Genomic DNA, 13,121 nt, shown 5'->3' on the forward strand with positions numbered 1-13,121 from the left:
TATCTGTATCAAGTAACCAATGACTAAGCATAAAAATACCCTCATAATCAAAAGATGATAAGGGTATTGTGAAGCAACCAAAAGATCGGTCAACCGATCAAAAATACCTTAACTGATCGGTGTTAGCGCCTAAGGCGCTTTTTTATTTGTTTAGCAGTACATTAGTGGTCGTGACCACACCCACCTTCGCCATGTACGTGGCCGTGAGTTAATTCATCTTCTGTCGCATCACGTACTTCTAGTATTTCTACATCAAAGTTAAGTGTTATACCTGCAAGTGGGTTATTACCATCTACAATCACTTCTTCATCTTGGATATCGATGATCATTACTGATTGGTCACCATCATCTGTTGATGCACGAAATTGCATGCCAACTTCAATTTCCATACCTTCAAACATTGATTTAGGTACTGCTTGCATTAGGTTTTCGTGGCGCTCGCCGTAACCTTCTTCAGGTTCAACCTTTACGCTAAGCGTGTCGCCTGGTTGCTTGCCCAGCAAAGCATTTTCTAGGCCTGAAATTAAATAGCCTGTGCCAATGATAAAGTGTAGTGGCTCACCACCGAACGAGTTATCAATGCTATTGCCATCATTATCCATTACTGAATAATGCATTTTTACCACTTTGTTTGCCGCAACGATCATAGTCATTCCTATTTATTCATCTTCAAGAGAGTAGGGTAGAGGCAGAATGCTTAGCTCCACCTGAGGTGTGTGTTTTGCACGAAGTACCTGAGTTACATCAGTATCGTTTGGCAACACAACGAGGCCTGTTAATTTATTTGTTTGCTCATCAAAGCTTTGTGCAATAAGTTTACCTGCACGGCGCCAATTTTCGCCTAATTGGGTTTCTAAATCAGGCTCTGAAAGAATCCCTTCGCTTTGCCCTGAAACGATATACATTGCACGTTTATTTTTACCAAGGTACTTCATACGGGCTACTGTTTCTTGACCGGTATAACACCCTTTTTTGAAACTTATACCGCCAATAGCATGTAGGTTTACCATTTGAGGAACGTACTCGCCAATTGCATCTGCACTTAGCTGAGGCTCACCGGCAAGCATCGCTGCTTGTTGCCAAGGGGCTTCGTTATCAAGTGTGGATACGTTATCAGGCATGCTAAATTGGTTATCAACCATTATTAAAACACGGTTATCAGCTAATTTTAGCGCTTTACCATTCGTAAAATCACACGCGCTTGCATCGCCTTCAAAGCTAATATCAAGTTGTGCCAGCACATCCGATAAATCATCACCAATTAAACCAATTAAACGCTTTGAGCATTCAGTAATATCAACTTTTGCAAATACAGCGTATTTTTTAAGTTCAGCTAATGATTTTTCAACTTCAGCTTGGCTACCCGCAAGGTAGTAACTATCTTGGTAAGAAAATAATTTAAATACACCCCAAAGTTTACCTTTGGCGCTGCAATGGCCAGCCCACAAATAATTACTGCTGGTTAATTTATTTAGATCTTGAGTGATTTGTCCGTGCAAATAAGATAATTTATCAGCACCGCAGAGGCTAATAAGTTGATGAGATAACGGACATGAATAAACGCTCGACATAAAAACCTTCTTTGCAATATAAATGAAGTGACATAATAACGCAGTTGTTACGTATGGTACAGACAAGCGCTTATTGGTGCGGGTTTATTATTTAATGAGAGATTAATAGCTGCTAAATAGGCTTGTGTTTGTTAAACTCGAGTCAATTAAGTATGAGGTTTAAAATGGTTGAAATTCATAGTAAAGCACGTATTCGTTGGGCTTGTCGTCGTGGCATGTTAGAGCTAGATGTTTTGTTTATGCCGTTTGTAGAAGAAGCATACGACTCTTTGAGCGCAGAGCAACAGGCTATCTTTCAGCGTTTGCTAACAGAAGAAGACCCTGACTTATTTGCATGGTTTATGGGTCATGAAGAATGTAAAGACGAGCAGTTAAACGGTATGGTTTCGCTGATCTTAGACCGAGTTCGTGTATAGGTTTACGGTTACAAATAATAAAGCTGACCACAAACCAATTGTGGTCTTTTTTTGTATGCTCAGTTTTATATTATGTTTATTTTTAGATTCACTATTAGCTATGCTTTTTTGTTTAATAATAAATGCACTAGCTGGCTTGATAATGTGGCGCAAAGTATTAGCAATTCACCCAAATGAGGGAATTATAATATTAGAACCAAAGTTATTTAGATTTGAGGGCGAGAGCTTAAAAATTCAGGGTGAAATAAGTAACAAAAGCCGATTTTATGGTAATAATATATGGCTTCATATTAAAGGTTTTAGTAACAACCATTGGCTTATAATTTCAGCCAATGGCGTTAATGAGCAAAGTTATGCGCGTCTAAAACGTGCCACTGTCGGCGCAATTAATTGCGTTTTGGAGTCAAAATAGTCGGCGTTGGATTTTCACTTTGTTCAGGGTAATCAATAGTGTAATGCAAGCCTCTGCTTTCTTTTCGCTCCATAGCACTTCTAATAATTAGCTCTGATACTTGCACTAAATTACGAAGCTCAAGTAAGTTGTTACTTACTCTAAAGTTTGCATAGTAATCGTGTATTTCTTGCTGTAGCAACTCAACTCTATGCAGTGCTCGTTCTAAGCGTTTAGTAGAGCGTACAATACCTACATAATCCCACATAAATAAACGTAGTTCATGCCAGTTATGGGTAATAACAATTTCTTCATCTGAGTTACTAACACGGCTCTCATCCCAATGAGGAAGCGCCATCGGCTCTGGTGCATGTTCAATTTTACTTAAAATATCTTTAGCTGCAGCGTGGGCAAATACAATGCACTCTAATAGTGAATTACTTGCCATACGGTTTGCACCATGCAAGCCTGTGTAAGCAACTTCGCCAACAGCATACAAGTTATCGAGATCTGTTTTACCGTTAAAGTCGGTCATTACGCCACCACAAGTGTAATGCGCAGCAGGTACAACAGGGATTGCTTCTTTTGTTATATCAAGCCCTACACTTAGGCATTTTGCGTAAATAGTAGGAAAGTGCTCAATAATAAAGTCTTTATCTTTGTGGCTAATATCTAAATAAACACAATTGGCGCCTAAGCGCTTCATTTCAAAATCGATTGCGCGTGCCACTATATCGCGTGGAGCAAGCTCTTCACGGCTATCAAAGTCTTTCATAAACCGAGTTCCATCAGGGCGCTTTAAATAAGCCCCTTCACCGCGCATGGCTTCGGTAATTAAAAAGTTTTGTAGCTCTGGATGATAAAGACTTGTTGGATGAAATTGATTAAATTCCATGTTGGCAACTTTACAACCTGCACGCCAAGCCATTGCAATACCATCACCACTTGATACGTCTGGATTAGATGTATATAAATACACTTTACTTGCACCACCGGTTGCAAGAGCAACAAATTTAGCTGAAATGGTTTCTACCTTTTTAGCTTTTTTGTTCCACACATACATGCCTTCAATGTGTGAGCCTGTTTTTCCGGCGCTTTTATCTGTGATTAAATCAATGGCGTTGTATTGCTCTAAAAGCGTTATATTTTTATGAATTTTAACTTGGCTGATAAGTGTTGTTTGCACCGCTTTGCCTGTTGCATCGGCTGCATGCAATATACGACGATGGCTGTGACCACCTTCACGTGTTAAGTGAAAACGCTCTTTTCCTTTGCTATCAAACTCCATATCAAAGGGTACGCCTTGGTCGATTAACCACTGTAGGCAATCGTGAGCATTGCTGGCGGTATAATGAACAGCGTCTCTATCGCATAAACCGCCGCCTGCATCGAGTGTATCTTCAACATGAGATTCTATGCTGTCGTTTTGTTTATCAAATACAGCAGCTATACCGCCTTGGGCATACAAAGTAGAACCTTCGGTAAGCGCTCCTTTACTGATCACGGTAACGTTACAATAATTAGCTAGAGATAATGCAAGTGATAAGCCTGCTGCGCCGCTACCTATAATAGCGACATCTGCAATGTGATGTTTATTTTGGTTCATGTCAGAGGTACTTTGCGGTTACAATGCTCATATAGAGCAATATTTGTTTTTAATATCTGTAGTTGTATCATATTTGTCATACTACTACGTAGTGATTTTAAAGGCTTAGCGCCGTTATTATCATCTATTTTATAAAAAAATAATATTAAGCAGAACTTTTTATTCATAAAGAGGTCAGAGTATTTGTGAACAATGACGACAATATGAATAACAAGCAAAAATCAGACATAGGAGTACCGGCTCGAATGAGCGAGCAGGAATTAGATTTAGTGCTAGTAAAAAGGGTCCAGCAAGGAGATAAAAACGCCTTCAACCTATTAGTAAAGAAGTATCAAAACAAAATTGCAGGTTTGATCTCACGTTATGTATCTAACCAAGGCGATATTGCTGATGTAGCACAAGAAGCTTTTATTAAAGCTTACCGTGCACTTCCTAACTTTAGAGGTGACAGCGCCTTTTACACGTGGTTATACCGTATTGCCGTTAATTGTGCTAAAAATTACTTAGTAGCCCAGGGGCGTAAGCCGCCAGCAAATGATATAGACGCTGAAGATGCCGAGTTTTATGATTGTGCAGATTCAATGCGATCGAATGCATCTCCTGAAAACCTACTTTTAAGCGAAGAAGTACGCGCTGTTATTTTTAATACGATTGATAGTTTGCCTGAAGATCTTAAAACCGCAATCACCCTTAGAGAAATAGAAGGGATGAGCTATGAAGAAATAGCCGTGGTAATGGATTGCCCAGTCGGGACTGTGCGTTCGCGTATATTTCGTGCCCGTGAAGCAATAGATAACAAATTAAACCCATTAATAGGCGAGTCTTAGTATGACAAAAGCACACCTTAACAAGTTAGATAACGAAGCGTTATCGGCATTACTTGATGGCGAGCAACATCTAACTGATGCAAAAATTGCAGAGCAAGATGTAACTACGTTTGGCCGTTATGCGTTAATTGGTGATGCGATGCGTGCTCAAAAAAATAATAACGACATACATATTGATATTAGCGATCGCGTTGCATTAGCACTAGAAAGCGAGCCTGTTTATGCTGACTTTAGTCAGTCAAAAACACAGCCTCAAGCAATCACTGAAACAGTACAAGGTAATAAAGTAGTCGCTTTTAATTGGCGCAAACCAGTTGCCCAATTAGCTATTGCAGCAAGTGTAGCGATGTTTGCTATTGTGGGCGTTAATACGCTTCCTCAAAGTAACAATGAGCAGCAAAGTGAAATTCCATTACTGCAAACCACACCGCTAGCAGGTATGGCCTCGCCAGTAAGTTATTCGTCTGAGCCTGCGCTTGAAAATGCTGAGCAAGGTTTACGTGAACTACAGCAACAGCGTATTGGTGCGTTAGTTCTTGAGCATCAACGCCAAGCACGAGTTGCGAATTCTTTAGAAACAGCGCAAACTAATACCAAAGCGTCTGAGGAAAAAAACTAATTAAATGAAAGTAATCACTTTTGTTCTGTCGTTGGTAGTAAGCTTTAATGCATTTGCCAACGACACAAATCCTGCCAAAGATTTATTACTCAAAATGGCTAATGCCGTTCACACCCGTAATTTTGACGCCTCGTTTGTGGTTGTCAAAGGTAAAACAATGGAACCCTACCGATGGGTGCATGCTTTACAAGGTGACACCGAACTTGAGCATTTAAGTTTACTTAACGGTGCTGGGCTTGAAATGGTCCGTATCGATAATCAAGTTACTTATTTTGAACCTCAGTCTGAACCATATTCTCTAAAAACAGATTCAATAGCAGGTCCAATCCCTGAAGTACTTTTTAAAGATATAGATCGCTTAAGTGCGCATTATGATTTTGTACTAGGCGGAAAAGGGCGTATTGCAGGGCGTGCAGCGCAACTTGTTCGCATTGAATCTAAAGACGAGTATAAATATAATTACTGGATTTGGTTGGATATGGAATCGTCGTTGTTACTAAAAGCAGCGTACGTTAACCATGAAGGAGAAGCCTTAGAGCAGTTACAGCTTACACATATTAGTGTGACAGAGCAGCCAGCCGGTATGCTAGTTGAAGTGCTCAATCGAAACTTTCCAACGCCTTTGCCAAACAATGCACTTATAAATGAAGATAGTACTGCCACTAATTGGAAAATCAGTTGGTTACCAGATGGCTTTGAGTTGCTAAAATCAGACAGACATAAGCTCGATTTAAATAACGAGTTAACTGATTATTACTTGTTCTCTGATGGTTTTGTTGAGGTTTCTGTATTTATTCAGCGCCCATTACCAGGTAAGCGTTTAAGTGGAGCACTCACTTCTGGTGCAACGACAGTATATGTGCATAATGGCGGTAATTTTGATGTATCGGTTGTTGGTAATGTACCGAGTATGACCGCAAAAGCGATTGCAGAGTCAGTTACTCGCGCACTATAGACGATTCCGTAAGGATTGTTATGATTGAACAAACCCTCACTGTTGTGGCCCTCGATGGCCACATTGCTCATTTAGAAGCACAGCAAAAACAAGCTTGTGAAGGCTGCAATGGTCGTTGCGGCTCACAAGTGTTTAGTAAATTATTTGGCACTGCAAAAAAAACCTTTCCTTATAAATTTGAATCCTCAGTAGAAATAGGGCAAAAGGTCACTTTGTCACTAGATGATAGTCATGTCGTTAAGCATGCTTTTGCGGTTTACATGCTACCGCTCCTTTTGAGTCTTGTTTTTGCATTTGTTGCGGCGCAATTGTTTATAGCTTCCGAAGGCTGGCAGATTTTAGCTGCTGCTCTAGGTGGCGTTACTGGCTTTTTTATAGCTAAAACTCGCGTGAAATCTCTAAAGCACGATATAAAAGTTATAAAAATTCACCCAATTAGTATCCCTTTAACTCAAATAGATGGTGATTGACGCCAATTAAATGTAAAATTGCCGTTTTATACCAAAGTAACTTGGAAATACAGGGAATCGTGGTTTTTTAAATTATTTTATCTGACTGAATTATTTAAGTTAAGTAAATATAACTTATTGTTATTCAATACATAAAATGGTTGTAACCCATCTTAAAAAGCGTAAGTACTGTTTGTTATATACAAATTTAGCTTATGGCATCCTAAAGCAAGTATTTTCAAGTCACTTAGGTATTCATATTTAGTCCATTAAAATAGAAGTATAGAATCCAGTTTATGAAGCATATCCGTAATTTTTCGATCATCGCCCATATTGACCATGGTAAATCGACCCTTTCAGATCGTTTGATCCAAGTTTGTGGCGGTTTAACCGACCGTGAAATGCAAAAACAAGTTTTGGATTCAATGGATATTGAGCGCGAACGTGGTATTACCATTAAAGCGCAAAGTGTAACGTTGAATTACAAAGCGAACGACGGCGAAACCTACCAACTTAATTTTATTGATACTCCAGGACACGTTGATTTTACGTATGAAGTTTCACGATCTTTAGCTGCTTGTGAAGGCGCGTTGCTTGTTGTTGATGCAGGCCAAGGCGTTGAAGCACAAACACTAGCTAACTGTTACACCGCTATTGAAATGGAATTAGAAGTAATTCCAGTACTTAATAAAATCGATTTACCGCAAGCGGATCCTTTACGTGTTGCAGAAGAAATTGAAGAGATTATTGGTATTGATGCCCTTGATGCAGTGCAGTGTAGCGCTAAAACAGGTGTAGGTATTGCCGAAGTTCTTGAAATGATTGTTAAAGATGTACCGCCGCCAGTAGGCGACAAAGATGCACCTTTACAAGCACTTATTATCGATTCTTGGTTTGACCCATACCAAGGCGTTGTATCACTAGTGCGTATTAAGCACGGTGAATTACGCACTGGCGACAAAATAAAAATAATGTCGAACGAGCATATACATACTGCCGACCAAGTAGGTGTGTTCACTCCTAAGCAAACCAACACCGGTATTTTAAGAACAGGTGAAGTAGGGTTTGTTATTGCTGGTATTAAAGAGATACATGGTGCGCCAGTAGGTGACACTATTACTCATCAAAAAAATGCAGCTCCACTTCGCTTACCGGGCTTTCAAAAAATTAAGCCTCAGGTTTATGCGGGTATGTTCCCAATTGCATCAGATGAGTATGAATCGTTCCGTGATGCACTTAATAAATTAAGCTTAAACGATGCGTCGTTATTCTTTGAACCAGAGAATTCAACTGCACTAGGCTTTGGTTTCCGCTGTGGCTTTTTAGGTATGCTACACATGGAAATCATTCAAGAGCGTTTAGAGCGTGAATACGATATTGATTTAATTACAACAGCACCTACGGTAATCTATGAGATAGTTACTAAAGAAGGTACATTTCAGATTGATAATCCATCTGATTTGCCTGCAGTAAACGATATTGTAGAGATTCGTGAGCCGATTGTTGAAGCTAATATTTTGGTACCACAAGAATACCTAGGTAACGTTATTACTTTGTGTATTGAAAAACGTGGTAGCCAAACAAAAATGACTTATCACGGAAAGCAAGTAGCTGTAACTTACGAGCTACCTATGGCTGAAGTGGTGATGGACTTCTTTGATAAATTAAAATCAACTAGCCGTGGTTTTGCGTCGCTTGATTATAACTTTAAACACTTTCAAACATCAGATATGGTGCGTGTTGATATTTTAATCAATGGTGAGCGCGTTGACGCACTTGCGATAATTGTTCACAGAGATGGTGCACAGTCTCGTGGTCGCCAGTTAGCTGATGCGTTAAAAGAGCTTATCCCACGTCAAATGTTTGATATAGCGATTCAAGCTGCTATCGGACAACATGTTATTGCCCGTACTACGGTAAAACAATTACGTAAAAACGTAATTGCTAAGTGTTACGGCGGTGATGTGAGTCGTAAGAAAAAGCTACTTAAAAAGCAAAAAGATGGTAAAAAACGTATGAAGCAAGTAGGTAATGTTGAAGTGCCTCAAGAAGCGTTTTTAGCTATTTTAAAAGTTGGCAAATAAAAACAAAGGATTATAAATGGCTGGTTATTTTTCAGTTTTATTGGTGTTATTAACTTTAGGCTCAGGCTTAATATGGTTAATAGATCACTTAATGTACGCCCCAAAAAGGCAGGAGCGCTTAGCGATAGCGCAAACGTCTGCTGGAGCTCCGTTAGATGAAGAAACTGCGGCATTAATTGCACCAGAACCAGTACTAACAGAAACAGCAAAGTCGATTTTCCCGATGATTGCAGCAATTACTATTTTTAGATCATTTATCTTTGAACCGTTTCAAATTCCATCCGGTTCAATGATGCCTACATTATTAGTAGGTGATTTTATTTTAGTACAAAAGTATTCATATGGAATAAAAGACCCTGTTTGGCGTACTCAATTAGTTGATATTGGGCAGCCTGTGCGTGGTGATATTGTTGTTTTTAAATACCCTTTAGATGAAAATGTTGACTATATTAAACGTACAATTGGTTTACCTGGCGATAAAATTGTTTATCGCGATAAACGTTTATATATTCAGCCAAATTGTAAAGAAGGCGAAACCCAGCAGGGTGAGCTTTTATGTAATGAATTCAATAAAATTGATTTTAAACTAATTAATGATAACGAATTTAAACAAGGCCCAATGCCTCTAGCTCGTGTAAATGAAAATTTAACAACAGTTACGCATGATATATTAATCAACCCACAAGCGCCTGAGAGAAAAGGGCGTTACTACCAGCAACCGGGCACGCCTTCTGATGAATGGACTGTTCCTGCTGATCATTATTTTATGATGGGTGATAACCGCGACAACAGCCAAGATGGTCGCTTTTGGGGCTTTGTACCAAAAGAAAACTTGGTGGGTAAAGCTGTCTTTATATGGATGAGTTTTGAATTTGAGAATGGCCCTGATGATATTTTACCAGGATGGGTTCCAACTGGTGTTCGCTTTGAGCGCCTAGGTAATATTCAGTAACGATGAAAAAAAATGTAACAGAATTATATAAAAAAATTGGCTATGAATTTGCCGATCAAGGTTTACTTGAGCAAGCAATGACGCACCGCAGCCACAAAGGCCAGCATAATGAGCGACTAGAATTTTTAGGCGACTCTATTTTAAGCTTTGTGATTGCCAATGCACTTTATGCCAAATTTCCTAAAGCGCGTGAAGGCGATTTAAGCCGCATGCGCTCAACGCTTGTGCGTGGTCAAACACTTGCCGAGTTTGGTCTTGAATTTGGCCTAGGTGATTATTTACGCTTAGGGCCGGGCGAGCTTAAAAGTGGCGGATTCCGTCGTGAGTCAACGCTTGCTGATGCAGTAGAGGCTATTATTGGCGCTGCATTTTTAGATTCAGGTATTGATAGCTGTGGCGATCTTATATTGTCATGGTACGAATCACGATTAGATGCTATTTCACCAGGGCTTAACCAAAAAGATCCGAAGACCCTGCTGCAAGAGTATTTGCAAGCCCGTAAATTATCTTTACCGGGTTACACTGTGGTTGATACCAAAGGCCAAGCACACAATCAAACATTCACGGTCGAATGTATTGTTGATGGAATGGATAGCATAATTTCTGTAGGTAGCTCGCGCCGTAAAGCCGAACAAAAAGCTGCTGAAAAAGCATTGAAGATACTTAAAAATGAACCTTGATACCCTAATACAGCCTCATGAAGGTGATGTAGATACGTTTTGTGGAATGGTTGCTATTGTAGGGCGCCCAAACGTAGGTAAGTCGACTTTGCTTAATGAAATTATTGAGCAAAAAGTGAGTATTACCTCACGTAAACCACAAACCACGCGTCATCGTATTATGGGTATTCATACCGAAGGTAAACACCAAGCGGTATACATAGATACACCAGGTCTACACGTTGAAGAAAAACGTGCGATTAACCGTTTAATGAACCGTGCCGCGTCTAGTTCTATCGGCGATGTAGAGCTTATTATTTTTGTAGTTGAGGGCACTCATTGGAATGCCGATGACGACATGGTACTTAATAAAGTATCGCAAAGTGGTAAGCCGGTATTATTGGTTATTAATAAAATAGACCAAGTTAAAGACCGTGACCTTGTGTTGCCTCATATGAAGTGGTTAAGTGACAAGTTTGATTTTGTTGGAATTATGCCTGTATCGGCAACGCAAGGTAAAAATGTTGATTTAATCAAAGCAGAAGTAACTAAACGCTTACCTCCTTGCGAATTTTACTTTCCGGAAGATTATGTAACTGACCGTTCAATGCGCTTTATGGCAGCTGAAGTAATTCGTGAAAAACTAATGCGTTTTATGGGCGAAGAATTGCCGTATTCTGTAACTGTTGAAATTGAGCAGTTTAAATGGCAAGACAACGGTATTTGGCATATCAACGGGTTAATTCTTGTTGAGCGCGAAACACAAAAACGCATGGTTATTGGTAATAAAGGCGAAAAGCTAAAAACCATTGGTCGTGAAGCCCGTAAAGACATAGAAGAAATGCTTGATAACAAAGTATTCTTAGAGCTTTGGGTTAAAGTTAAGTCGGGTTGGGCTGACGATGAACGTGCACTAAGAAGCTTAGGTTACAGTGAAGACTAAACCAAGCAGTAGCTTAGTGAATGGATAGCGACTTCTACACCGCGTATTTATTACATCGGCGTCCTTATAGTGACTCCCAAGTAATGTTAGATATGCTTGTAGAAGGCGTTGGTCAGTTAAGAATGCTGGCCCGAATTAGTGGTCGCCAGGCCACTAAACATAAAGCACAACTTCAGCCGTTTCAGGCACTGCTTGTTAATTACAGTGGCAAGTACGATTTAAAATATATCAATAAGTTTGAACTGCATGGGAACTCGCACTTTTTAAAAGGTGATGAGCTTTATTGTGGTTTTTATTTAAATGAGCTTACAAATCGTATCGTTCCTGTTAACGAGCCAATTGAACAAGTATTTGAGCTATATAAAACTCATCTATCAAACCTAAACAGCGGGGCTAATTTACAAGAGGTGCTTCGCTCATACGAGTTTCAACTATTGGAATTACTCGGTTATGGCGTGGATTTTAGTTTTGACGCCAGTGGTGAACCAATAGATGAAAAGCAGACGTATAGTTATTTCCCCGAACTTGGTTTTTTAGTACAAGAAGATACACGTTCTGGATTTAGTGGCAAACAACTCAACGCCATAGCAAATCATGACTTTAGCCAAAATGATGTGCTATATATGGCAAAGCAATTAAGTCGCTATTTATTAAAACCCTTATTAGGTAGTAAACCATTAAAAAGCCGCGAGCTATTTATGGCCTCTCAATAAACGTAATTTTACAGGTAAGAAAATGAAAGATATTCTTTTGGGTGTAAACGTAGATCATATTGCAACACTTCGCCAAGCGCGTGGAACAAGCTATCCAGATCCCGCTCATGCAGCCAGTGTAGCAGAGCATGCAGGCGCAGACGGTATTACGATTCACTTACGTGAAGACAGACGCCATATTCAAGATCGCGACGTTTATGTAATGGCTAAAACCATTCAAACTCGTATGAATCTTGAAACCGCTGTTACCGATGAAATGATAAAAATCGCGCTTGAAGTAAAACCTGAGTACGTGTGTTTAGTACCTGAAAAGCGCGAAGAATTAACAACCGAAGGTGGCTTAGACGTAGCCGGTAATATAGATAAAATTAAAGCAGCAACAAAAACGCTTACCGAAGCGGGTATTAAAGTATCGCTATTTATTGATGCAGATAAAGCACAGTTAGATGCAGCCAAAGAATGTGGTGCTCCTTATGTAGAAATACACACAGGGGCGTACGCTGATGCAACAAATGATACTGATTTACACAAAGAGTTAGAGCACATTCGTGAAGGTGTAAAATACGCAGCAAGCTTAGGTTTGATTGTTAACGCTGGCCATGGTCTTCATTATCATAACGTGAAACCAATCGCTGCAATGCCTGAGATTTATGAGCTAAATATTGGTCACGCTATTATTGCTCGTGCAGCTATAGATGGGCTTGAAAAAGCCGTACGTGACATGAAACGATTAATGATTGAAGCAAGAATGTAAGATAAGAAAATATAAGTATTTAAAAAAGCTTAATTAAAAAAACGCGGTAAATACCGTAATGCCGATCAGTTAAGGTTAATTGATCGGTTGACCGATCTAAATGATCGTGAATAATCCGTAATTAGTTTCGCTAATTACGGTTTTTTTATGGATATTCAAACAGCTCTTTCAACCACCTTCTC

Annotated in this window: 15 protein-coding genes; 12 read left to right on the forward strand and 3 right to left on the reverse strand. The window is 39.5% G+C overall.

Annotation, left to right across the window (positions count from 1 at the left end; translation table 11 throughout):
• Window positions 1-161 precede the first annotated feature (161 nt).
• Window positions 162-647, reverse strand: coding sequence for a peptidylprolyl isomerase (locus tag H4J63_RS18320; protein WP_002958726.1), 486 nt, complete (start codon window positions 645-647; stop codon window positions 162-164).
• A gap of 12 nt (window positions 648-659) precedes the next feature.
• Window positions 660-1,571: a folate-binding protein YgfZ gene (locus tag H4J63_RS18325; protein ID WP_165742748.1), complete on the reverse strand. Its 912-nt coding sequence runs from the start codon at window positions 1,569-1,571 to the stop codon at window positions 660-662.
• A gap of 164 nt (window positions 1,572-1,735) precedes the next feature.
• On the opposite strand from H4J63_RS18325, the gene H4J63_RS18330 reads away from it, so the two are divergent.
• Window positions 1,736-1,987 (forward strand): succinate dehydrogenase assembly factor 2, encoded by a 252-nt coding sequence (locus H4J63_RS18330; RefSeq protein WP_002958724.1) that lies wholly within the window; start codon window positions 1,736-1,738, stop codon window positions 1,985-1,987.
• A gap of 55 nt (window positions 1,988-2,042) precedes the next feature.
• Complete coding sequence (locus H4J63_RS20405; protein WP_024604708.1) at window positions 2,043-2,399, forward strand: hypothetical protein; 357 nt, start codon at window positions 2,043-2,045, stop codon at window positions 2,397-2,399.
• On the opposite strand, the gene nadB is transcribed toward H4J63_RS20405, so the two are convergent.
• Window positions 2,374-3,984 (reverse strand): L-aspartate oxidase, encoded by a 1,611-nt coding sequence (nadB, locus tag H4J63_RS18335; protein ID WP_002958722.1) that lies wholly within the window; start codon window positions 3,982-3,984, stop codon window positions 2,374-2,376. The two genes, H4J63_RS20405 and nadB, sit on opposite strands and share 26 nt — an antisense overlap.
• Before the next feature lie 245 nt (window positions 3,985-4,229).
• On the opposite strand from nadB, the gene rpoE reads away from it, so the two are divergent.
• The 10 genes from rpoE to pdxJ all read left to right on the forward strand — a co-directional run bounded on the left by rpoE (window position 4,230) and on the right by pdxJ (window position 12,939).
• Window positions 4,230-4,811 (forward strand): RNA polymerase sigma factor RpoE, encoded by a 582-nt coding sequence (rpoE, locus tag H4J63_RS18340; RefSeq protein WP_002958721.1) that lies wholly within the window; start codon window positions 4,230-4,232, stop codon window positions 4,809-4,811.
• A 1-nt stretch (window position 4,812) separates the two neighbouring features.
• Complete coding sequence (locus H4J63_RS18345; RefSeq protein WP_165742747.1) at window positions 4,813-5,430, forward strand: sigma-E factor negative regulatory protein; 618 nt, start codon at window positions 4,813-4,815, stop codon at window positions 5,428-5,430.
• A gap of 4 nt (window positions 5,431-5,434) precedes the next feature.
• The gene (locus H4J63_RS18350; protein WP_024594972.1) at window positions 5,435-6,385 is read left to right on the forward strand and encodes a MucB/RseB C-terminal domain-containing protein; all 951 of its coding nucleotides are present in this window, start codon (window positions 5,435-5,437) and stop codon (window positions 6,383-6,385) included.
• A 20-nt stretch (window positions 6,386-6,405) separates the two neighbouring features.
• A complete protein-coding gene (locus H4J63_RS18355; RefSeq protein WP_024594973.1) occupies window positions 6,406-6,855 on the forward strand; it encodes a SoxR reducing system RseC family protein in 450 nt (149 codons plus the stop codon).
• 275 nt (window positions 6,856-7,130) lie between these two features.
• A complete protein-coding gene (gene lepA / locus H4J63_RS18360; protein WP_002958717.1) occupies window positions 7,131-8,918 on the forward strand; it encodes a translation elongation factor 4 in 1,788 nt (595 codons plus the stop codon).
• A gap of 16 nt (window positions 8,919-8,934) precedes the next feature.
• Window positions 8,935-9,870, forward strand: coding sequence for a signal peptidase I (gene lepB, locus H4J63_RS18365; RefSeq protein WP_024604704.1), 936 nt, complete (start codon window positions 8,935-8,937; stop codon window positions 9,868-9,870).
• A 2-nt stretch (window positions 9,871-9,872) separates the two neighbouring features.
• Window positions 9,873-10,550 carry a ribonuclease III gene (rnc, locus tag H4J63_RS18370; protein ID WP_002958715.1) on the forward strand — a complete coding sequence of 226 codons (678 nt, stop codon included), beginning with the start codon at window positions 9,873-9,875 and terminating at the stop codon, window positions 10,548-10,550.
• Complete coding sequence (era, locus tag H4J63_RS18375) at window positions 10,540-11,472, forward strand: GTPase Era (protein ID WP_002958714.1); 933 nt, start codon at window positions 10,540-10,542, stop codon at window positions 11,470-11,472. The genes rnc and era overlap by 11 nt, the downstream gene beginning before the upstream one ends.
• 20 nt (window positions 11,473-11,492) lie before the next feature.
• A complete protein-coding gene (gene recO, locus H4J63_RS18380; RefSeq protein ID WP_002958713.1) occupies window positions 11,493-12,185 on the forward strand; it encodes a DNA repair protein RecO in 693 nt (230 codons plus the stop codon).
• Window positions 12,186-12,207: 22 nt separating this feature from the next.
• Window positions 12,208-12,939, forward strand: coding sequence for a pyridoxine 5'-phosphate synthase (pdxJ, locus tag H4J63_RS18385; RefSeq protein ID WP_182197901.1), 732 nt, complete (start codon window positions 12,208-12,210; stop codon window positions 12,937-12,939).
• The last annotated feature ends 182 nt before the right edge of the window (window positions 12,940-13,121 follow it).

The organism is Pseudoalteromonas sp. 5Ae-yellow, assembly GCF_014077565.1.
Classification (GTDB): domain Bacteria; phylum Pseudomonadota; class Gammaproteobacteria; order Enterobacterales; family Alteromonadaceae; genus Pseudoalteromonas.

Excerpts from the sequence above, each read along its gene's own strand:
- H4J63_RS18320 (WP_002958726.1), bottom strand. The coding sequence starts at position 647 with ATGATCGTTGCGGCAAACAAAGTGGTAAAAATGCATTATTCAGTAATG.
- H4J63_RS18325 (WP_165742748.1), bottom strand. The coding sequence starts at position 1,571 with ATGTCGAGCGTTTATTCATGTCCGTTATCTCATCAACTTATTAGCCTC.
- H4J63_RS18330 (WP_002958724.1), top strand. The coding sequence starts at position 1,736 with ATGGTTGAAATTCATAGTAAAGCACGTATTCGTTGGGCTTGTCGTCGT.
- H4J63_RS20405 (WP_024604708.1), top strand. The coding sequence starts at position 2,043 with ATGCTCAGTTTTATATTATGTTTATTTTTAGATTCACTATTAGCTATG.
- nadB (WP_002958722.1), bottom strand. The coding sequence starts at position 3,984 with ATGAACCAAAATAAACATCACATTGCAGATGTCGCTATTATAGGTAGC.
- rpoE (WP_002958721.1), top strand. The coding sequence starts at position 4,230 with ATGAGCGAGCAGGAATTAGATTTAGTGCTAGTAAAAAGGGTCCAGCAA.
- H4J63_RS18345 (WP_165742747.1), top strand. The coding sequence starts at position 4,813 with ATGACAAAAGCACACCTTAACAAGTTAGATAACGAAGCGTTATCGGCA.
- H4J63_RS18350 (WP_024594972.1), top strand. The coding sequence starts at position 5,435 with ATGAAAGTAATCACTTTTGTTCTGTCGTTGGTAGTAAGCTTTAATGCA.
- H4J63_RS18355 (WP_024594973.1), top strand. The coding sequence starts at position 6,406 with ATGATTGAACAAACCCTCACTGTTGTGGCCCTCGATGGCCACATTGCT.
- lepA (WP_002958717.1), top strand. The coding sequence starts at position 7,131 with ATGAAGCATATCCGTAATTTTTCGATCATCGCCCATATTGACCATGGT.
- lepB (WP_024604704.1), top strand. The coding sequence starts at position 8,935 with ATGGCTGGTTATTTTTCAGTTTTATTGGTGTTATTAACTTTAGGCTCA.
- rnc (WP_002958715.1), top strand. The coding sequence starts at position 9,873 with ATGAAAAAAAATGTAACAGAATTATATAAAAAAATTGGCTATGAATTT.
- era (WP_002958714.1), top strand. The coding sequence starts at position 10,540 with ATGAACCTTGATACCCTAATACAGCCTCATGAAGGTGATGTAGATACG.
- recO (WP_002958713.1), top strand. The coding sequence starts at position 11,493 with ATGGATAGCGACTTCTACACCGCGTATTTATTACATCGGCGTCCTTAT.
- pdxJ (WP_182197901.1), top strand. The coding sequence starts at position 12,208 with ATGAAAGATATTCTTTTGGGTGTAAACGTAGATCATATTGCAACACTT.